General features: G+C 73.6%; 21 protein-coding genes, 1 tRNA gene and 1 other RNA gene. 11 read left to right on the top strand and 12 right to left on the bottom strand.

The features are described 5' to 3' along the window. The first annotated feature begins 2 nt into the window (after positions 1-2). On the top strand, positions 3-632 hold the full coding sequence (locus ACQBJO_RS09965; RefSeq protein ID WP_421009045.1) for a class I SAM-dependent methyltransferase: 630 nt from the start codon (positions 3-5) through the stop codon (positions 630-632). A 73-nt stretch (positions 633-705) separates the two neighbouring features. On the opposite strand, the gene ACQBJO_RS09970 is transcribed toward ACQBJO_RS09965, so the two are convergent. Continuing rightward, positions 706-903, bottom strand: a complete 198-nt coding sequence (locus ACQBJO_RS09970) for a methionine aminopeptidase (RefSeq protein WP_255183659.1) — start codon at positions 901-903, stop codon at positions 706-708. A gap of 78 nt (positions 904-981) precedes the next feature. Between ACQBJO_RS09970 and map the strand changes: the two genes are divergently transcribed. The 3 genes from map to ACQBJO_RS09985 all read left to right on the top strand — a co-directional run bounded on the left by map (position 982) and on the right by ACQBJO_RS09985 (position 3,980). After that, positions 982-1,845: a type I methionyl aminopeptidase gene (map, locus tag ACQBJO_RS09975; protein ID WP_421009044.1), complete on the top strand. Its 864-nt coding sequence runs from the start codon at positions 982-984 to the stop codon at positions 1,843-1,845. Between the two features lie 13 nt (positions 1,846-1,858). Then, entirely contained in the window at positions 1,859-2,614 is a 756-nt protein-coding gene (ppgK, locus tag ACQBJO_RS09980; protein ID WP_421009043.1) for a polyphosphate--glucose phosphotransferase, read from the top strand. A gap of 106 nt (positions 2,615-2,720) precedes the next feature. Next, on the top strand, positions 2,721-3,980 hold the full coding sequence (locus ACQBJO_RS09985) for an APC family permease (protein ID WP_421009042.1): 1,260 nt from the start codon (positions 2,721-2,723) through the stop codon (positions 3,978-3,980). Between the two features lie 26 nt (positions 3,981-4,006). Here the strand turns inward: ACQBJO_RS09985 and rnpB are convergent. The 3 genes from rnpB to ACQBJO_RS10000 form a co-directional block, all read right to left on the bottom strand. Then, an RNA gene (gene rnpB, locus ACQBJO_RS09990) (RNase P RNA component class A) lies at positions 4,007-4,387 on the bottom strand. Between the two features lie 60 nt (positions 4,388-4,447). Then, on the bottom strand, positions 4,448-5,032 hold the full coding sequence (locus ACQBJO_RS09995) for a TMEM165/GDT1 family protein (protein WP_421009041.1): 585 nt from the start codon (positions 5,030-5,032) through the stop codon (positions 4,448-4,450). A 221-nt stretch (positions 5,033-5,253) separates the two neighbouring features. Then, complete coding sequence (locus ACQBJO_RS10000) at positions 5,254-6,720, bottom strand: RNB domain-containing ribonuclease (RefSeq protein ID WP_421009040.1); 1,467 nt, start codon at positions 6,718-6,720, stop codon at positions 5,254-5,256. A 37-nt stretch (positions 6,721-6,757) separates the two neighbouring features. Between ACQBJO_RS10000 and ACQBJO_RS10005 the strand changes: the two genes are divergently transcribed. From ACQBJO_RS10005 to ACQBJO_RS10035, 7 genes are all read left to right on the top strand, one after another. Further along, positions 6,758-7,504, top strand: coding sequence for a YaaA family protein (locus ACQBJO_RS10005; protein WP_421009039.1), 747 nt, complete (start codon positions 6,758-6,760; stop codon positions 7,502-7,504). Then, on the top strand, positions 7,501-8,592 hold the full coding sequence (locus ACQBJO_RS10010) for an SLC13 family permease (RefSeq protein ID WP_421009038.1): 1,092 nt from the start codon (positions 7,501-7,503) through the stop codon (positions 8,590-8,592). The genes ACQBJO_RS10005 and ACQBJO_RS10010 overlap by 4 nt, the downstream gene beginning before the upstream one ends. A 91-nt stretch (positions 8,593-8,683) precedes the next feature. Continuing rightward, positions 8,684-8,962 (top strand): hypothetical protein, encoded by a 279-nt coding sequence (locus tag ACQBJO_RS10015; protein WP_421009037.1) that lies wholly within the window; start codon positions 8,684-8,686, stop codon positions 8,960-8,962. After that, a complete protein-coding gene (locus ACQBJO_RS10020) occupies positions 8,959-9,912 on the top strand; it encodes an FAD:protein FMN transferase (protein WP_421009036.1) in 954 nt (317 codons plus the stop codon). The genes ACQBJO_RS10015 and ACQBJO_RS10020 overlap by 4 nt, the downstream gene beginning before the upstream one ends. Next, positions 9,909-10,478 carry a ferric reductase-like transmembrane domain-containing protein gene (locus ACQBJO_RS10025; RefSeq protein ID WP_421009035.1) on the top strand — a complete coding sequence of 190 codons (570 nt, stop codon included), beginning with the start codon at positions 9,909-9,911 and terminating at the stop codon, positions 10,476-10,478. The genes ACQBJO_RS10020 and ACQBJO_RS10025 overlap by 4 nt, the downstream gene beginning before the upstream one ends. Further along, the gene (locus ACQBJO_RS10030) at positions 10,475-11,557 is read left to right on the top strand and encodes an NADH-ubiquinone oxidoreductase-F iron-sulfur binding region domain-containing protein (RefSeq protein WP_421009034.1); all 1,083 of its coding nucleotides are present in this window, start codon (positions 10,475-10,477) and stop codon (positions 11,555-11,557) included. Before ACQBJO_RS10025 ends, ACQBJO_RS10030 begins: the two co-directional genes overlap by 4 nt. Beyond that, positions 11,554-11,772: a ferredoxin gene (locus ACQBJO_RS10035; protein WP_421009033.1), complete on the top strand. Its 219-nt coding sequence runs from the start codon at positions 11,554-11,556 to the stop codon at positions 11,770-11,772. Before ACQBJO_RS10030 ends, ACQBJO_RS10035 begins: the two co-directional genes overlap by 4 nt. Before the next feature lie 15 nt (positions 11,773-11,787). Here the strand turns inward: ACQBJO_RS10035 and ACQBJO_RS10040 are convergent, their stop codons facing one another. The 8 genes from ACQBJO_RS10040 to ACQBJO_RS10075 form a co-directional block, all read right to left on the bottom strand. Continuing rightward, positions 11,788-13,005, bottom strand: coding sequence for an O-succinylhomoserine sulfhydrylase (locus ACQBJO_RS10040; protein ID WP_421009032.1), 1,218 nt, complete (start codon positions 13,003-13,005; stop codon positions 11,788-11,790). Then, on the bottom strand, positions 13,002-13,415 hold the full coding sequence (locus tag ACQBJO_RS10045; RefSeq protein ID WP_421009031.1) for a rhodanese-like domain-containing protein: 414 nt from the start codon (positions 13,413-13,415) through the stop codon (positions 13,002-13,004). The genes ACQBJO_RS10040 and ACQBJO_RS10045 overlap by 4 nt, the downstream gene beginning before the upstream one ends. Positions 13,416-13,499: 84 nt before the next feature. Further along, on the bottom strand, positions 13,500-13,985 hold the full coding sequence (locus tag ACQBJO_RS10050) for a hypothetical protein (RefSeq protein ID WP_255183671.1): 486 nt from the start codon (positions 13,983-13,985) through the stop codon (positions 13,500-13,502). A gap of 55 nt (positions 13,986-14,040) precedes the next feature. Beyond that, on the bottom strand, positions 14,041-15,162 hold the full coding sequence (locus ACQBJO_RS10055) for a bifunctional RNase H/acid phosphatase (protein ID WP_421009030.1): 1,122 nt from the start codon (positions 15,160-15,162) through the stop codon (positions 14,041-14,043). Further along, positions 15,162-15,902 carry a zinc ribbon domain-containing protein gene (locus tag ACQBJO_RS10060; protein ID WP_421009029.1) on the bottom strand — a complete coding sequence of 247 codons (741 nt, stop codon included), beginning with the start codon at positions 15,900-15,902 and terminating at the stop codon, positions 15,162-15,164. Before ACQBJO_RS10060 ends, ACQBJO_RS10055 begins: the two co-directional genes overlap by 1 nt. Then, positions 15,899-16,762 (bottom strand): Nif3-like dinuclear metal center hexameric protein, encoded by an 864-nt coding sequence (locus ACQBJO_RS10065; RefSeq protein WP_255183674.1) that lies wholly within the window; start codon positions 16,760-16,762, stop codon positions 15,899-15,901. Before ACQBJO_RS10065 ends, ACQBJO_RS10060 begins: the two co-directional genes overlap by 4 nt. Before the next feature lies 1 nt (position 16,763). Further along, a tRNA-Val gene (locus tag ACQBJO_RS10070) sits at positions 16,764-16,836 on the bottom strand. Positions 16,837-16,914: 78 nt separating this feature from the next. After that, complete coding sequence (locus ACQBJO_RS10075) at positions 16,915-17,889, bottom strand: isopenicillin N synthase family dioxygenase (protein WP_421009028.1); 975 nt, start codon at positions 17,887-17,889, stop codon at positions 16,915-16,917. Positions 17,890-17,898: the final 9 nt, after the last annotated feature.

Here is a 17,898-nt window from a genome sequence, read left to right on the forward strand (position 1 = left end):
CGATGGCTCCCGACGACCTGCCCGAGATCCGCACCCGGTGGTCGGAGGTGTCGGGCGGGATCGATGCCGCGCACGCCTACCAGCGGCGCTTCGACGAGCTGGCGAGCGGCGGTGCCGACCTCGACGGCGAGGCCCGCTTCGTCCACGCGCTGCACGAGCCGCCTGCCCGCATCCTCGACGCGGGGTGCGGCACCGGCCGGGTCGCGACCGCGCTGACCCGCCTCGGGCACGACGTCGTCGGGGTCGATGCCGATGCGGCGATGGTCGAGGTCGCCCGGGAGCGCGATGTCGTCACGCGCTTCGTCCACGCCGACCTCGCGACGCTGTCGCTGTCGACGCAGACCTTCGACGTCGTGCTGCTCGCGGGCAATGTCGTGCCCTTCCTCGCCGACGGCACCCTCGTCGACGTGCTGCGCCGGATGCGTGCGCACCTGGCGACGGACGGTCGGCTCGTCGCCGGCTGGTCCCTGCCGGGGCACCAGCCGAAGGGCGCCGCCGCCGTCTCGGCCGAGGACTACGAGCAGGCGGCCTTCGCCGCCGACCTCTCCCTCGTGCAGCGCTACGCGACGTGGGACGCGCAGCGCTGGCCGGGTGACGGCTCCTACGCCCTCACGGTGCACCGGCCCCGCTGACTGCACACATGACGAAGGGAGGGCCCGCACCCCGGTGCGGGCCCTCCCTTCGTCATGTCGTCGGCAGGAGCGGTCAGGCGCCGGCGTCGCCGGTCTCCCACTCGCGGTCCTTGCGGTCCTGCTCGTCCCAGGCCTCGGTCTTGGCCGCGGCGGTGGCGAGCGCGGCCGCAGCCTCGGCCTCGGTCTCGTAGGGCCCCATGACGTCCTCGCCCTGGGAGCGGTTGTCGTCGGTCTCGACCTGCTTGGTCTCGATGTTGAACCAGTACGCCATCTGTCGTGCCGTCCTCTCTCGCGGGTGGCCGCGGACCGGAGCGCATCCGTCGCGCGCTCGTTGCCTAGACTTCACCGCATGCCTGCCGCTGCCGCAACCGTGACACCCGGTGAGGTCTCCCCCCGTCGGTCCGTGCCCGCCACGATCCGTCGGCCGGAGTACGTCGACCGCCCGGCACCGGCCCCCTTCGACGGCAGCGAGATCAAGGACGCCGAGACCATCGAGCGGATGCGGCACGCGTCGCGGATCGCGGCGCAGGCCCTGGCCGCGGCCGGCGCCGCCGTCGCTCCCGGCGTGACGACCGACGAGGTCGACCGGGTCGGTCACGAGTACCTCCTCGACCACGGCGCCTACCCGTCGACCCTGGGCTACCGGGGCTTCCCGAAGTCGCTGTGCACCTCGGTCAACGAGGTCGTCTGCCACGGCATCCCGGACTCGCGGCGGATCGAGGACGGCGACATCGTCAACATCGACATCACCGCATATGTCGGCGGCGTGCACGGCGACACCAATGCGACCTTCCTCGCCGGTGACGTCGCCGAGGAGTCGAGGCTGCTCGTCGAGCGCACCCACGAGGCGATGCTGCGCGGGATCAAGGTGGCCCTGCCGGGGCGGCAGATCAACATCATCGGCCGGGTCATCGAGCGCTACGCGGCCCGCTTCGGCTACGGCGTCGTGCGCGACTACACCGGCCACGGCATCGGCACGAGCTTCCACTCCGGGCTCGTCGTGCCGCACTACGACGCGGCCCCGGAGCACGCGACGGTCATCGAGCCCGGCATGACCTTCACCATCGAGCCGATGCTCAACCTCGGCACCCCCGACTGGGACCTGTGGGACGACGGCTGGACCGTCGTCACCCGCGACCGGCGGCCCTCGGCGCAGTTCGAGCACACGATCCTCATCACCGACGACGGCAACGAGATCCTCACCCTCCCCTGAAGGCAGGCACACGATGAGCAAGAAGCCCGACGCCCTGGGCATCGACATCGGCGGCAGCGGCATCAAGGGTGCCCCCGTCGACCTCGACAAGGGCAGCTTCACCGACGACCGGCTGCGCATCGCGACGCCGGAGGAGTCCACCCCCGAGGCGCTGTGCGACGTCGTCGCCCAGATCGCCGACCACTTCGCGGTGAAGAAGGACCTGCCTCTGGGCATCACGATCCCCGCGGTCGTCATGCACGGCGTCGTCCAGACCGCGGCCAACATCGACAAGTCGTGGATCGGCGTCGACGCCGACGAGCTCTTCAGCGACCGGCTCGGCCGCGAGGTCCACCTCGTCAACGACGCCGACGCCGCCGGGGTCGCCGAGCGCTACTACGGCGCGGCGAAGGGAGAGAAGGGCACCGTCGTCCTCACCACCCTCGGCACCGGCATCGGCACCGCCCTGATCGTCGACGGTCGGCTCGTGCCCAACACCGAGCTCGGGCACATCGAGGTCGACGGCCACGACGCGGAGACCCGCGCCGCCGAGTCGGTGCGCGAGCGCGACGACCTGACGGTGGAGCAGTGGGCGGAGCGCCTGCAGGCCTACTACTCGCGGCTCGAGGCGCTGCTGTGGCCGGACCTCTTCGTCGTCGGGGGCGGGGTCAGCAAGCAGGCCGACACCTTCCTGCCGCTGCTCGACCTGCGCACCCCGATCGTGCCGGCGAAGCTGAAGAACAAGGCCGGCATCATCGGTGCCGCCCGGCTGGCGGCCAAGGGCTCCTGAGGCGCGCGCTCCCGGCGGACCCGACGGCTCGGCGGCAGACCACGATCCGGTCTCGACCGGTCGCGTCCCGCCGCCCCGTCACCGGGCCATACGGCAGGCTGGGGACATGACGACCTCGTCGGGCGCCTCCTCCCAGGCCCTCTCCCGCCGGCTCGGGCTCACCGACGCCGTGGGTGTGGGCCTGGCCTCGATGCTCGGGGCGGGGCTCTTCGTCGTCTTCGCCCCGGCCGCCGCCCAGGCCGGCTCGCTGCTGCTCGTCGCCGTCGTCGTCGCGGGGCTGCTCGCCACCGCCAATGCGACCTCCACCGCACGGCTGGCGGCTCTCTACCCGGAGTCGGGCGGCGCCTACGTCTACGGCCGCGAGCGACTCGGGGTCAAGTGGGGTCACCTCGCGGGCTGGGGATTCATCAGCGGCAAGATCGCCTCGTGCGCCGCGATGGCCCTGACGATCGGCGTGCACATCGCCCCGGGGTGGTCGCAGGCCGTCGCGGTCGTCGTCGTGCTCGCGGTCCTCGCGCTCGACCTCCAGGGCATCCAGCGCTCGGCCGGCGTCGCGCGGGTCATCGCCCTGACCGTCATCGCGCTCGTCCTCGTCTTCGTCGTCGTGCTGCTCACCAGCCCGCCGGTCACCGCCGACACGCCCCCGCCGACGCCGCCCGGCTCCGGTGGCGTGCTCGGCGTCGCCCAGGCCGTGGGCTTCCTCTTCTTCGCCTTCGCAGGCTATGCCCGCGTGGCCACCCTCGGCGAGGAGGTCGTCGAGCCGCGCCGCACGATCCCCCGCGCCGTGGCGATCTCCCTGGGCATCGTGCTCGCGCTCTACGTGCTCATCAGCCTCGCGCTCACCCACACCCTCGGGGCCGGGTGGGTCGCGGCCCGGGAGGCTCCGCTCGCCGAGGCCGCGGAGATCTCGGCCTGGCCCTGGCTCGGGCCGGCCCTGCGGGTCCTGGCCGTCGTCGCGGCGGGCGGTGCGCTGCTCGCCCTGACGCTCGGGGTCTCGCGCACGGTGCTCGCCATGGCGCGCGACCGCCACCTGCCGCCGTCGCTCGCCCGGCTCGACGGCCCGCACCACCTGCCGCGGCGCGCCGAGTGCGTCGTCGCCGGCTTCATCATCGTGCTCGTCGTGCTCGTCGACCTGCGGGGGGTCATCGGCTTCTCGAGCTTCTGCGTGCTCGTCTACTACGCGGTGGCGAATGCGAGTGCGCTCACCCTGCCCGGCAGCCCGCTGCTGCGCGTCGTCTCGGCGCTCGGCCTGCTCGGCTGCGTCGCCGTGGCCGTGCTCCTGCCCTGGCAGTCGGTGGTCACCGGTGCCGTCGTGCTCGCGATCGGTGCCTTCATCGGGTGGGTCCGACACACGACGCGGGAGTGACCGCGTCTCCGCCCTCCAGAGGTGTGGGGATGAGTCGGCCTGTAAGCCGGGTTCTGTCCCCCGGCGCGGTTGCCCGCGCCGGGGTGACGGCCATCCATCTCGGGTCGCCGTTGCCGACGACCTCCAGCGTCCTACCCGTGTGCTCGGGCGGGCAGCCCTCGGACGCACACTGTCTGGACTTGCTCCGGGTGGGGTTTACCGAGCCGATCCGGTCACCCGGATCGCTGGTGGTCTCTTGCACCACCGTTTCACCCTTACCGCGACGACCGAGGTCGTCGAGGCGGTCTGCTTTCTGTGGCACTGTCCCGCGGGTCACCCCGGGTGGCTGTTGGCCACCACCCTGCCCTGTGGAGCCCGGACTTTCCTCGACACCGCCGAGGCGGTGACGCAGCCGTCCGGCCGACTCATCCGTCGAGCAGTCTACGGGGTGAGGGGACCTCCCCTTCGTCGGCCGGGACGGCGTGGTGTCAGCCCAGCCAGCCCAGACCCTCGGCGATGAGGATCAGGCCGAAGATCGCGAAGGCGGCGGCGGCACCGTAGGTGATGACCTTCTCCGGGAGCTTGCGGCCGAGGATCGCGCCGACACCGATGGCGAGCGCGTCCGCGGCCACCATGCCGACCGTCGAGCCGATCCACGTGCCGAGCCAGTTCTCGCGCACGGCCAGGGTGATCGTCGCGAGCATCGTCTTGTCACCGAGCTCGGCGAGGAAGAAGGCAACACCGACCGCCAGTAGCGCGGAGCCCTTGGCCTTGCGCGCCTTCTGCGCCTCCTCGTCGGTGAGCTCGTCCCCGCGCAGGGTCCAGGCCGCGAAGCCGAGGAAGGCGATGCCGGCGAGGATCGCGATGGGGCCTTGGTACTTCTCGAAGCTCGCGCCGATGAAGTAGCCGATGCCGACGGACGCCAGGTGCACGAGGGCGGTGGCGGCGGTGATGCCGAGGATGACGTCGCGGGCCCGGTAGCGGGTCGCGAAGGTCATCGCCATGAGCTGGCTCTTGTCGCCGAGCTCGGCGACGAAGATGACCACGGTGCTGAGCACCAGTGCTGAGAACATGAAAAAACTCCTCGTCCAGCCCGGACGAGGAGTCTGCGTGCGACGAGCCTCGACCGGGATCGTCGTATGACAAACCGGTCGAAAGTCTCGTCCGCCAGTGGTGCTGGCCCGATGTGCCGGAGCCGGGGCCGGGGCCGGGGCTCAGTGTGTCGACACACCTGTTGGGGACTACTCCCTTTCGCTGCGGCACACCCTAGCCGACGGCACGAAGGGGATGAAAGTCAGGCCACCTCGAAGTCGACCTTGCCCGTCGACAGGTCGACGCCGGTCAGGCGCACCGTGACCTCGGCGCCCAGGTCCGCGCTCCCCTTCGCCGTGGCCAGGGCGGGCGGGTCGACGAGCTGGACGTCGAGGTGGCCGCCCTTGTCGCCCGCGTCGGGGGTGTCGACGACGACGGCGGCGAAGGTCTGCCCGACGCGGTCGGCGAGGGTCGCGGCCTCGACGGCATCGGTCGTCGCGCGCTCAACGGCGCCGGCGCGACGGTCCGAGATCTCCATGAGCTCGGGCAGCAGCGGCAGCGCCTCACGCACCCACTGCGGCACCTCCTGCCCCGCACTCACCGCCGCGCACAGCGCCAGGCCGAAGCGGTCGACGAGACGGCGCAGCGGCGCGGTGACGTGGGCGTAGGGGGCGGCGATCGCGGCCTGCTCGACGATCTCGGGCTGCTGCCCGTCGAAGGCCGTGTAGCCGGCCCCGCGGAAGAGCACGGTCGACTCGTGGATCAGGGCCAGGTGCTTGGGGTCGGACCCGTCGAGCGACCGCAGGAAGGCGCCGTGCGCGGTGCCCTCGGCCCACTCGACACCGAGCGCCCCCGCGATGCGGCGCAGCTGGGTGACCGCCTGCTCCTCGGGCTCGGGCATGGTGCGCAGGATGCCCACCCGCGCCTCGAGCATCATCTCGGCGGCGACCATGCCGGTGAGCAGGGAGATCTGGGCATTCCAGTCCTCCGACGGCACGAGCGGGCGCAGGTGCAGGCGGAAGCCCCCTTCGACCTCCTCGACCTCCTGGTCAGGCATGGGCAGCGAGGCGCCGCCGCGCTGCTGCTCGAGGGCGATCCGCAGCTCACCGATCTCCTTGAGCAGCAGCAGGCGCTCGTCGTCGGTGCCGCCGTCGACCGCTGCCTGCACGGCGGTGTACTCCAAGCGCTCGACGCTGCGCACGAGCGCCGGGTGGACCTCAGCCGCGGTGTGCTTGCCCGTCGCGTCGAGGCGGATGTCCCAGACGTAGGCCGGGCGCACCTCGTCGGGCAGCAGGCTCGCCGCACCCTCGCTGAGCACGGGCGGGTGCAGCGGCGTGCGGGTGTCGGGGGCGTAGATCGTCTGCCCGCGGCGTCGCGCCTCGGCGTCGATCGCACCACCCGGCTCGACGAAGGACTCGAGGTGGGCGATCGCGTAGCGCACGCGGTAGCCGTCGCCCTCCCGGGACAGGTGCATGGCCTGGTCGAGGTCCATCGAGCCGGGCGGGTCGATGGTGACGAAGGGGAGGTCCGTCAGGTCGGTCTCCGGTCGCGAGAGGGGCTGGGCCGCAACGCGCTCGGCCTCGGCGAGCACGTCGGCGGGGAACTCCTCCGGCACCTCCTGCTCGGCCCGGATCGCGTCGAAGCGCTGCGTCAGGCCGGCGGCGGCGACCACCTCACCCGCCTCGGGATCGGTCGGGCGCAGGGTGACGGTTCGCTGTGCGGCTGCCATGCCCGCCACCCTAGAGGGCTGACGTATCGTCCGTCGGGTGCTCGTGCTGCTGCCCCCTTCGGAGTCCAAGACCGGCCGCTCCCGCGGCAAGGCCCTCGACCTGGCTTCGCTGTCCTTCCCCGCGCTGACGGCGGCCCGCGAGCAGGTGCTCGAGGCGGTCGCCGCGACGAGCTCGGCCGACGACGCCCACGCGGTGCTCGGGGTCAGCCCCAACCTCATCGACGAGGTCGCCCGCAACACCGTACTGACGACCACTCCCGCTCCCCCGGCCGCGCAGGTCTACACCGGCGTCCTCTACGACGCCCTCGACCTCGGCGATCTCACCCCCGGGCAGCGCCGACGGGCCAACCGCTGGCTCGTCGTGGTCTCCGCGCTCTTCGGCGCAGTCCGGCCCACCGACCGGATCCCGCCCTACCGCCTGTCGATGGCGGTCAACCTGCCCGGGGTGGGCCCACTCGCCGGGCACTGGCGCCCCGCTCTCGACGACGAGCTGACCGCCGCGGCGGGGACCGGGCTCGTCGTCGACTGCCGCTCGAGCACCTATGCCGCGGCCTGGACCCCCACCGGCGAGACCGCCCGCCGCTGGGTGCACATCCGGGTGCCCGGGGCGACGCACATGGCCAAGCACACCCGTGGTCTCGTCGCGCGACACCTCCTGGGGGTCGACCGCGAGCCGCGCACCCCCGCGGCCCTCGCCCGCGCCCTCGAGCCGGCCTTCGACGTCGCGCTCACCGAGCCGGCACGACCTGGACAGCCCTGGGTGCTCGACACCACCGTGAGATGAGCCCGCACGAGGTCCTCGACCTCCTCGCCCGGACCCTGCCGGTCATCGCCTTCCTCGTCGGGATCACCGTCGTCGCCGAGGTGTGCGACCTCGCCGGGGTCTTCGACGTCGCGGGCCACGCGACCGCCCGCTTGGCCGGCCACCGGGTCGTCGTCCTGTGGCTGCTCCTCGCCGCGCTGGCGGTCCTCGTCACGACCTTCCTCGGGCTCGACACGACCGCGGTCCTGCTCACGCCGGTCGCCCTGACGGTGGCCCGTCAGGTCGGGGTGCCGCCGGCTCCCTTCGCCCTGACGACGCTCTTCCTCGCCAACACCGGCTCGCTCTTCCTGCCCGTCTCCAACCTGACCAACCTCCTCGCGGTGCAGCACCTGGCCACCCTCGGCGGCAGCCACGCCGACTACGTCGCGCTCGCCGTCGGGCCGGGCCTGGCGGCGGTCGCCGGGACCCTGCTCGTCCTCGGGGTCGTGCATCGCCGGGCGTTGCGCGGGCACTTCGCCGTCGAGCCGCCGGCCGCGCCGCACGACCAGGTGCTCATGCGCACCGCCGCCCTGACCTGCCTGACGACGGGCCCGCTCTTCGCGCTCGGTGCCGCCCCATGGCTCGTCGCCGGCGTCGCCGCCCTCGTCCTCGTCGGGACGCTGTGGTGGCGCGCTCCGCACCTGCTGCGACGGATCCGTCCGCCGTGGGGCATGGCACTCGTCGTCACCGGGCTCTTCGTCGTCGTCCAGCTCGTCGTCGACGCCGGCGCGGGCGACCTGCTCGCCCGCCTCGCCGGCAGCGGCGAGGGCCTCGGCGACCTCGCACGGGTTGCCGGCCTGGGCGCCGTCGCGGGCAACCTGCTCAACAACCTGACCGCCTACCTCGCCCTCGAGAGCGCAGCCGGCACGTCACCGACCCGCCTGATGGCCCTGCTCATCGGCACCGACGTCACCCCGATCGTCACGCCGTGGGGCTCGCTCGCCACGCTGCTGTGGCTGCACCGCGTCCGGGCCGCGGGCGTACGCATCGGCCCCGGCGCCCTGGTGGCCCAGGGCCTCGCCGTCGCCCTCGTCGCGGGCGGCGCGGCCCTGGTCGCGCTGGCGGCCTGACCCGATGGCGCCCCGGGCGAAGCCACAGACCCTTCACAGCACACCGACAGGCGCGGCCGCCATCGTGGGAGCACCCCCACAGGAGGCTCCCATGACCCCATTCCCCCGCCCCCTTCGCCGAGCCCGCACCATCACGGCTGCCGCCCTCGGAGCCGGCGCCCTGGCGGCCGGCTCGATCGGCCTCGGCCTGGCCCAGACGCTCGACCCGACCGTCTCCGCGGCGACGACGAGCAGCACCGGTCCAGGCACCACCGACAGCAGCACCACCGACAGCAGCACCGACACCGGGACCTCGGACGGCTTCGGCACCGTCCAGCAGGTCGGCCCCGGTCGCCAGATGGGCGTCGACAGCACGACGAGGGCGTCATGAGAGCCACCGGCGAGCTGAGCGCCATCGGCACGACGGTCCGGGTCGCGGCCACGGACCCGGCCCAGATCGATGCGGCGATGCGTCTGGTGGCGACGCAGCTGGAGCGGCTCGACGCCGCGATCTCGCGGTTTCGTACCGACTCCGAGGTCAGCCTGCTCGCCCACGTGCTCACCACCGCCGAGCACGGCTGGCCGGTCTCGGCCCTGGTCCGCGAGCACCTGCGGGCGGCCGATCGAGCCCACCGGCTGAGCGAGGGCATCGTCGACCCGACGATCGGCGGTGCCCTCGTGCGTGCCGGCTACGACACCGACCTCGACCGGGTCCACGAGCGCGAAGGGAGCGCCCCGTCGGCTCCTCGTGCCCCGCTGCCGGCCGAGGTGCCGGGCTGGGGCAGCGTGCGACTGCACCCGGACGGCACGGTGAGTCTGCCCCGCGGCACCCTGCTCGACCTCGGGGCGAGCGGCAAGGCGCACGCCGCCGACACGATCGCAGCCGAGCTCGTGCGCTTCCTGCCCGGCGGCTTCCTCGTCGACCTCGGCGGTGACGTCGCGAGCTCCGGTCCACGACCGCTGCACGGTTGGCAGCTCGGGGTCGAGGACCCCGACGGGCACGTGGCCGAGGTCGTGCGCATGGAGAGCCAGGCCTTCGCCACCTCGTCGACCCGAGCACGCACGTGGCGTGCCGAGGGTGAGGAGCGGCACCACATCATCGACCCGCGTACCGGCCGCGTCGCGGAGAGCCCCTGGGCACAGGTGACCTGCGCCGCCCGGTCCGCCCTCGACGCCAATGCGGCGTCCACGACAGCGGTCGTGCTCGGCGAGACCGCCCCGACGTGGCTCGCCCGGCACGGGGTGCCCGCCCGACTCGTGCGCCACGACGGAACGGTCGTCACGACCCGCGGCTGGTCCGCCGGCGGGCGCCGGCAGCGAGCGGGGGTGCGGTCGGCATGACGACCAACGAGCTGCTCTGGGTCACGTCCCGGGCCACCGGTGTGGTGAGCCTCGTGCTGCTGACCGCAGTCTTCGCGCTGGGCGTCGCGCTGTCGGGCTCCCGCTCGGGCTCCCCGTCGACCCGGGCCACGGTCACCGCCGTGCACCGCTGGCTCGGTCTCGGCATCGGCACCTTCGTCGTCGCACACGTCGTCACGGCGATCGTGGAGACCTGGGTCGACATCGGCTGGCTCTCGCTCGTGCTCCCCTTCACCTCGGGCTACGAGCGGCTGTGGGTCGGTCTGGGGACCCTCGCGCTCGACGTCCTCGTCGCCGTCGTCGTCACCTCCGCGCTGCGGCACCGTCTCCCGGAGCACGCCTGGCGCCTCGTGCACCTCACCGGTTACGCCCTGTGGCCCGTCGCCGTCGTCCACGGCATGGCGCTCGGCACTTCGACCACCCCGCTGCTGCGCTGGGCGAGCATCGGCTGCGCCCTCGTGGGTGGCGCGGCGATCGCCTGGCGGCTGCTCGTGCCCCACCACGACGCCCGGCAGCGGGCCACGGCCGCCGCGGGGGTCTGGTCATGACCGTCGTCACGACCCTCACCCTCGCCGACCTGATCGACGAGGCCGGCCTCACCGGCCGGGGCGGCGGCGCCTTCCCCACCGGCGCGAAGCTGCGGGCCGCTCGCGCCTCCCACGCCGAGCTGATCGTCAACGCCTGCGACGGCGAGCCGGGTTCGCTCAAGGACGCCTGGGTCGTGCGCGAGCACCTGGCCGAGCTCGTCCACGGGGCGGAGCTGCTCGCCGGCGGCGCTCCGGTGCGCTTCGCCGCCCACCAGGGCAGCGCGACCCTCGCGGGCCTGCAGGCCGGCGGTGTGCCGACGCTCGAGGTCCCGGCGCGCTACGTCTCCTCGCAGGAGTCGGCACTCGTCTCGCTCGCCGCGGGCGGCCTCGCCCGGCCGATGACCGCCCGGGTCCCCATCGTGCTCGGTGGCCGCGACGGGGCGGGCCGCCCGGTGACACCGACGCTCGTCGTCAACGCCGAGACCGCCTGGCGCGTGGCCCAGGTGAGCGAGCGCGGTCCCGCGTGGTTCCGCAGCCACGGCACGCCCGACGAGCCGGGCCCGCGCCTGGTGACGCTCACCGGTCATCTCCCGCGTCCCGTGGTCCTCGACACCGCGGCCGGGATCGCCCTCGCCGATCTGCTCGCTGCCGGAGGTCTCGAGCGCGACCACGACCGACCCGTCCTCGTCGGTGGCCTCGCCGGTGGTCTCCTCGCTCCCGGTGAGGCGCAGCAGGCGAGGTGGTCGACTGCTGGGCTGGCTCCCTTCGGCGCACGCATCGGTGCCGGCACGATCGAGGCGCTCGACCCCCGCACCTGCCCGCTCGAGCAGGTCGCCGCCCGCGTGCACCACGCGGCCGGCGAGTCCGCCGGGCAGTGCGGTCCGTGCATGTTCGGCCTGCCCGCCCTGGCCCGCGACATCGACGCGGCGCTGACGCACCCCGGGCCGAGCCAGCTCGAGGCGCTGCACGACCGGCTCGGGCTGCTGCCCGGCCGCGGGGCGTGCCGCTTCCCCGACGGGGTCGCGGCGCTCGTCCGCTCGGCGCTGCGGGCCTACGGCGGTCATCTCGTGGCGCACGGCGCAGGCAGGTGTCCGTGGTGAGCGGCCAGCCAGACGCCCACGTCGTCCACCTCGCGGTCGACCGGGTCGCCTGCACCGGTCACGGGGTGTGCGCCGCGCTCCTCGACGGGTGGGTGCTCGACCCCGAGGGCTATCCCGTCGTCCTCGACGACCGGGCGAGCCCCGCGGCGGCCGCGACCGTCGAGCGCATGTGCCCGGCACGGGCGATCTACCCGCGGGCACCGCGCTCGGGGTGACCGCGGCGCCTCAGCTCACCCCAGCGCGCGGCGCAGGTCGGCGACGAGGTCGTCGGCGGCCTCGAGGCCGACGGAGATGCGCAGCGTGGCGTCGGTGATGCCGATCGCGGCCCGCGCCTCTTCGCCCATGCGACGGTGCGTCGTCGTCGCCGGGTGGGTGATGAGCGACTTGGAGTCGCCGAGGTTGTTGGAGATGTCGACGGTGCGCAGCGCGTTCATCACCGCAAAGGCCTCGGCCTTGCCGCCGACGACGTCGAAGGTGACGACCGTGCCGCCCCCGCTCATCTGCCGCTGCGCCAGCTCGTGCTGCGGGTGATCGGGCAGCCACGGGTGGATGACCCGCGCCACCCGGGGGTGCTCCTGCAGGGCCCGGGCGACGGCGAGCGAGGACTCGGCCATCCGCCGCACCCGCAGGTCCATCGTCTCCAGGCCCTTGAGCAGCACCCAGGCGTTGAAGGGCGACAACGACGGTCCGGTGTGCCGGATGAGGTTGCGGACCGGCCCGTCGATGTAGTCCTGCGGCCCGAGGATCGCGCCGCCGAGGACCCGGCCCTGGCCGTCGATGTGCTTCGTCGCCGAGTACACGACGATGTCGGCGCCGTGCTCGAGCGGCCGGGAGAAGACGGGCGTGCCGAAGACGTTGTCGACGACGACCTGGGCCCCGGCAGCGTGCGCGAGCTCGCTCACCGCGGCGATGTCGACGAGCTCCTGCATCGGGTTGCTCGGCGTCTCGAAGAACACGGCGGTCGTCGGCTCGGAGAGCGCCTCACGCCACTGGTCGAGGTCCGGGCCGTCGACGAAGACGGTCTCGACACCCCACCGCGGCAGGATCTCGTCGAGGATGACGAAGCAGCTGCCGAAGAGGCCACGCGAGGAGACGACGCGGTCACCCTTGCCGAGCAGCGCGGCGAGGGCGGTGAAGACGGCCGACATGCCGGACGCCGTCGCGTAGGCCGCCTCGGCCCCCTCGAGCAGCCGCAGCCGCTCCTCGAGCATCGCGACGGTGGGGTTGCCGTAGCGGGAGTAGACGAACTTCTCCACCTCGTCGGTGAAGGCCGCCTCCGCCTCCTCGGCGCTGCCGTAGACGAAGCCGGAGGTCAGGTAGAGCGCCTCGGACGTCTCGTCGAAGGTCGAGCGCGCCTGCCCGCCACGGATGGCGAGGGTCTGCGGCGAGAGTCCCTCCGGGTCGAGGTAGGGACGCGGGTTGCCGGGGCCGAAGGGAGTCGCGCTCACCCCTGCCTCCACGGCAGGCCGGCCTGCTTCCAGCCGTTGACGACGCGGTGGCCCTGCGCGTCGAGGTCTCCCTCGAAGCCCTCGGCGACGTTGTGCGCCGCGGTGTACCCGGCTGCGGTGGCCGCCGCCGTCGCGGCGGCCGAGCGGGCGCCCGAGCGGCAGAGGAAGAGCACCGGGGTGTCGTCGGTCGGGATGCTCGCCCGCAGGTCGTCGAGGAATCGCGGGTTGGGCGCGCCCTCGGGGAAGGTCGTCCACTCGATGGGCACGACCCGCTTGCCGACGGAGGTCAGGTCGGGCAGCCCGACGAAGGACCACTCCGCCGAGGTGCGCACGTCGACGAGCACAGCGTCGGGGTCGCTCTCGAGGCGCTCCCAGGCCTGCCGGGGGGTGAGGTCTGCGTGCTGGGTCATGGGCGTCAGGCTAGACGCCGCCCCGGCGGGCTCCCGCCGCCGGGTCAGCACCCGAGACACCGCCAGGGACCGGCCCCTGCCCGGTCACTGCCCGAGCGCGACCCCGTGGCTGACCAGCCAGGCCGTGACGAGGAAGCGGGCGAGGCAGCCGATCGTCGTCACGACGAGGAAGGTGACCGTGCTGACCCGCTTGATCCCGGCGGCGACGGTGACGACGGCCAGCGGCGGGAAGCCGATGCCCGAGCTCGCGAGCATGACGAGGGGGCCGAGCCGCGGGCGGTCGAGGACACCGATCATCGCGGCGCTCCACCGGGTGAGCCGCTCCCGCACGGGGCCGGCCGGCTGCCGGTCCTCCTGCGCCTCGCGGGCCTCCTTGGCCTCGCGGCGACGGCTGTAGGCCTCCGCTCCCTTCGCCGCGGCCACGAAGTGCGTCATCTTGCCGACGACGAGGCCGCCGGTCATCGCGCTGACGTGGAGCACCCAGGCCTCGGGGAAGATCACCGGAGCGGCGACGGCGTAGATCTCCGCGTTGAGCGGCGGGAAGTAGGCCGAGAGCAGCCCGAAGAGCACGGCTCCGACGAGGCCAGAGGCCGTGAGCCAGGAGGGCAGGTCGTCGATGGCTGCCTCAGATCCGGTTGGTGAAGGCGACGACGGCCCGGCCGTCGGGCCACGCCTCGATGCCGGTGAGCGAGCCGGGCGACCCCGCGAGGCGCCACATGTGCTCGTGGGGCAGGCCGAGGACGAGGGTGAGCACGGCGAGGATCGGCTTGCGGTGGCTCGCCACGACGACGGTGCCGCCGCGCGCGACGACCCGCTCCCACGCGGCGGTCACCCGCTCGACCATCACGTCGTGGCTCTCGCCACCGGGCCGTGCGTAGCCCCGGTCGTCGCGCAGCGCGCGGAAGTCGTCGGCCGCCTGGGCGACGAGGTCGCTCACGCTCGCCCCGTCCCAGTCACCGAAGGACTGCTCGTCCCAGTCACGGTCGACCTCGGCGGCCACCCCGAGACGGTCGGCGATGACGGCCCCAGTCTGCCGGGCCCGGGCGAGGTCGGACGTGACGACCTGCACGGGGTCGTCACCGACGAGCTCGGCGACGAGCTGCGCGGCCCGCGCGGCCTGCTCGCGCCCGGCCTGCGTCAGGTCGGGGTCGCTCCCCCCGCGCCCGTCGAGGCGGCCCTGCTCGGTGAACTCGGTGACGCCGTGGCGCACGAGGACGACTCGCGTGGGCCTCCCGTGGCCGCTCCACGGCCGCACCGGCTCCTGCTCGCTGTCGCGCGAGGGGGCGAGGTCGTCGCGCGACTGCTCCGACGCGTGCCAGTCCTCGACCGTCTCGCCGTCCATGCCCCGGTTGGACAGGGCGTCGGCGGCGGAGTTGTCCGCCCGCGGCACCCAGATGAGGTCGACCGACCCGCCGGCAGCGGTGATCTCGGCGACGAGGGCACGCCCCTGCTCCGCGAGCTCGCGCATGTCGGGGTGCTTGATCTTCCAGCGGCCCGACATCTGCTCGACGACGAGCTTGGAGTCCATGGCGACGACGACCTGCGCATCCGTGGCGATCCGCCGCGCGGCGGCCAGGCCGGCGAGCATGCCCCGGTACTCGGCGACGTTGTTGCTCGCGGTGCCGATCGGCGCGGCGAGCTCGACGAGCACGGTGCCGGTCTCGTCGCGCACGAGCGCGCCGTAGCCGGCGACGCCGGGGTTGCCGCGCGACCCTCCGTCCGCCTCGACCCGAAGACTGCGTCCCATCAGTCCCCGGAGTGGGTGCGCACGAGGATGCGGCCGCACTCCTCGCACCGCACGACCTCGTCGCTCGCGGCCCGCTCGATGGCCGAGACGTCGACCGGGTTGAGCTCGAGCCGGCAGCCACCGCAGCGGCCGTGCGTGAACTCGGCCGCCCCGAGACCGCCCGAGCTGTCACGGATGCGGTCGTAGAGCGCGAGGAGCTTGTCGTCGATGCCGCCGGCGAGGTCGGCCCGCGGGCGCAGCACCTCGGTGCGCTCCGCGTCGAGCACGGCGATGGCGGCGTCACGCTCGGCGGTGAGGCGGTCGACCTCGGCCTGGGCCTCGTCGCGGCTCGCGGTGAGCTCGGCCAGCCGCGCCTCGGCGCTCTCCTGGCGCTCCATGACCTCGATCTCGACCTCCTCGAGGGCGGACTGCCGCCGCGCGAGGGTCTCGAGCTCGTGCTGGAGCGAGGTGAGGTCGCGCGAGGTCATGCCGGTGCCGGCGTCGAGGCGGGCCTGGTCGCGGGCGGCCCGGTCGCGCACCTGCTGCACGTCGGCCTCGGCGCGGTCGACCTCGCGGCGGATGTCGGAGAGGCCGGTCTCGACGCGCACGACGTCGTCGGACACCTGCTGCAGCCGGCCGCCGGCCTCGGCGAGGGCGGCGATCTGGGGCACGCGACCGCGGGCGTGGTCGATCTGCTGCAGCCGGGTGTCGAGGGCCTGCAGCTCGAGCAGCCGTGCCTGGACGAAGGGATCTGCCTTCACTGTGGGTCTCCTTGGTCGGGTCGTGCGCCGACGGTGAAGCTCCACGGGTCGGTGCAGATGGTGCTCACGTGGGACTCCAAGCCCATCACATCGTGGCCCGCCGCCGCGAGGGACTCACCGAGCCGGTCGAGCATCTCCTGCAGCCACAGCGACTCGGTGGCCCAGTGGCCGGCGTCGACGACGAAGGGGGTCCCGCCCCGGGCGGCCGCCTCCTCGCGGGCCTCGAGGACGGGGTGGTGGCGCAGGTCTGAGGTCACGTAGACGTCGGCACCCGCGGCAGCTGCGGCGTCGAGCAGCCCGTCGCCGGCCCCGCCGAGCAGGGCCACGCGGCGCACCTGCCCGTCCGCCGGTCCGGCCACACGGATCCCCGCCGGTGCCGAAGGGAGCGCCCCCGCCAGTCGCGTGGCGAAGTCCGCGAGGCTCACCGGTGCGTCGAGGTCACCGACGCGCCCCATGGGGCGGCCCTCCTCGATGCTCAGCGGCTCGGTCCCGGTGAGGCCGCAGGCCCGGGCGAGCGCGGTGTTGACCCCGGGCTCGGCGACGTCGGCATTGGTGTGGGCGACGTAGAGGGCGACGTCGCCCACGACGAGGGAGGTGACGGCCGCTCCCTTCGCGCTCGTCGTGGCGACGGAGTGCACGCCGCGCAGCAGCAGCGGGTGGTGCGTGACGAGCAGGTCGGCCCCCGCGTCACGGGCCTCCTCGATGACCGCGAGGGTCGGGTCGACGGCCGCGTGGATGCGACGGACGGGCTGGTCGGGGTCGCCGGTGACGAGGCCGACGCGGTCCCACGACTGGGCGGAGTCGACCGGGAAGGTCTGCTCGAGGACCGCCAGGACGTCCCGGAGGCGGAGGTGGCTCATGTGGGCCCGGCCGGGCTCGAACCGACGACACCCGCGGTGTAAACGCGGTGCTCTACCACCTGAGCTACAGGCCCCTGGCGCACGCGGCGCCGGGCGACATTGTGTCAGGCCCGCGACCGCGCCTCGGACGCGGCGCGGGCCCGTCGCCGCCCTCAGACGCGGCGCGCGTCCTCGATGAGGTTGATCTCGTAGAGGACGAGGTCGAGCGCGTCGGCCGCGCTGATCGGCGAGAAGCGCTGCGGCGTCTGCTCGGTGACCGTCGACACGAGCGGGCTGAGGACGGTCCACGGCGTCGGGTGGGTGAACTGCACGACGGAGTAGCGGTCGCCCTCCTGGCCGGGGGCGGCGACGACGCGGTGGATGCCCGGCTCGATGACGCCGTAGGTCACGACCTCGAGCATGAGGCCGGTGTTGATGATCGCGCCGCCCTCGGGGGCGATGGCGTCGATCCACTCGCCGCTGTCCTTGAGCCGCACCTGCAGGCCGGCGGCGGTCGCGCGGGGCAGCGCGGTGATGAGGTTGATGTCGGCGTGCTCGGCGGCCCAGACGTGGGGCGCCTCGGGGGCCGAGTCCATGGCCGGGTAGTGGATCGCGCGCGAGAGCGTCGGCCCGTCGACGAGCATCTTCTCGAAGTAGTCGGGGTGGGCACCGACACCGGTCGCGATGATCCGCAGGACCCGTCGCTGCAGGTCGGCGACCGAGCGGTGGAAGGTCGTCAGCGTCTCGCTGATGCCCGGCACGGCCGACTCCGGGAGCACCGGGTCGTGGTAGCGGTGCGGGTAGCGGGTGCGCAGCGGGTGCCCGGCCGGGATCGCGGGACCCCAGTTGAGCATCTCCTTCCAGTCCGCGACGTCGGCGGTGGCGGCCGTCTCGACCAGCAGGCCGGTGTAGCCGGTCTGGCCGTGGGTGCCCGGCGCGACGAACTGCTCCTTGACCTCGCGCTCGGCGGTGAAGAACTCCTCGAGCATGCCGTAGGCGCTGTCGATGAGGTCCTCGGACAGGTCGTGCTTGACGTAGACGAAGCCGGTCTCCAGCGACGTCATCAGCCCGTCGACGACGGCTCGCGCGCGCTCACCGTCTCCGGACTCGAAGGCCAGCAGGTCCACCTCGAGGATGTCGTCGCTCATGAGGGCGAA

The organism is Janibacter zhangyanbonis, from assembly GCF_050507325.1.
Lineage (GTDB): Bacteria > Actinomycetota > Actinomycetes > Actinomycetales > Dermatophilaceae > Janibacter.

Excerpts from the sequence above, each read along its gene's own strand:
- ACQBJO_RS10055 (WP_421009030.1), bottom strand. The coding sequence starts at position 15,162 with ATGGGACGCAGTCTTCGGGTCGAGGCGGACGGAGGGTCGCGCGGCAAC.
- ACQBJO_RS09965 (WP_421009045.1), top strand. The coding sequence starts at position 3 with ATGGCTCCCGACGACCTGCCCGAGATCCGCACCCGGTGGTCGGAGGTG.
- ACQBJO_RS10065 (WP_255183674.1), bottom strand. The coding sequence starts at position 16,762 with ATGAGCCACCTCCGCCTCCGGGACGTCCTGGCGGTCCTCGAGCAGACC.
- ACQBJO_RS10045 (WP_421009031.1), bottom strand. The coding sequence starts at position 13,415 with ATGACCCAGCACGCAGACCTCACCCCCCGGCAGGCCTGGGAGCGCCTC.
- ACQBJO_RS09970 (WP_255183659.1), bottom strand. The coding sequence starts at position 903 with ATGGCGTACTGGTTCAACATCGAGACCAAGCAGGTCGAGACCGACGAC.
- ACQBJO_RS10015 (WP_421009037.1), top strand. The coding sequence starts at position 8,684 with ATGACCCCATTCCCCCGCCCCCTTCGCCGAGCCCGCACCATCACGGCT.
- map (WP_421009044.1), top strand. The coding sequence starts at position 982 with ATGCCTGCCGCTGCCGCAACCGTGACACCCGGTGAGGTCTCCCCCCGT.
- ACQBJO_RS10020 (WP_421009036.1), top strand. The coding sequence starts at position 8,959 with ATGAGAGCCACCGGCGAGCTGAGCGCCATCGGCACGACGGTCCGGGTC.
- ACQBJO_RS09995 (WP_421009041.1), bottom strand. The coding sequence starts at position 5,032 with ATGTTCTCAGCACTGGTGCTCAGCACCGTGGTCATCTTCGTCGCCGAG.
- ACQBJO_RS09985 (WP_421009042.1), top strand. The coding sequence starts at position 2,721 with ATGACGACCTCGTCGGGCGCCTCCTCCCAGGCCCTCTCCCGCCGGCTC.
- ACQBJO_RS10075 (WP_421009028.1), bottom strand. The coding sequence starts at position 17,889 with ATGAGCGACGACATCCTCGAGGTGGACCTGCTGGCCTTCGAGTCCGGA.
- ACQBJO_RS10000 (WP_421009040.1), bottom strand. The coding sequence starts at position 6,720 with ATGGCAGCCGCACAGCGAACCGTCACCCTGCGCCCGACCGATCCCGAG.
- ACQBJO_RS10010 (WP_421009038.1), top strand. The coding sequence starts at position 7,501 with ATGAGCCCGCACGAGGTCCTCGACCTCCTCGCCCGGACCCTGCCGGTC.
- ACQBJO_RS10025 (WP_421009035.1), top strand. The coding sequence starts at position 9,909 with ATGACGACCAACGAGCTGCTCTGGGTCACGTCCCGGGCCACCGGTGTG.
- ACQBJO_RS10030 (WP_421009034.1), top strand. The coding sequence starts at position 10,475 with ATGACCGTCGTCACGACCCTCACCCTCGCCGACCTGATCGACGAGGCC.
- ppgK (WP_421009043.1), top strand. The coding sequence starts at position 1,859 with ATGAGCAAGAAGCCCGACGCCCTGGGCATCGACATCGGCGGCAGCGGC.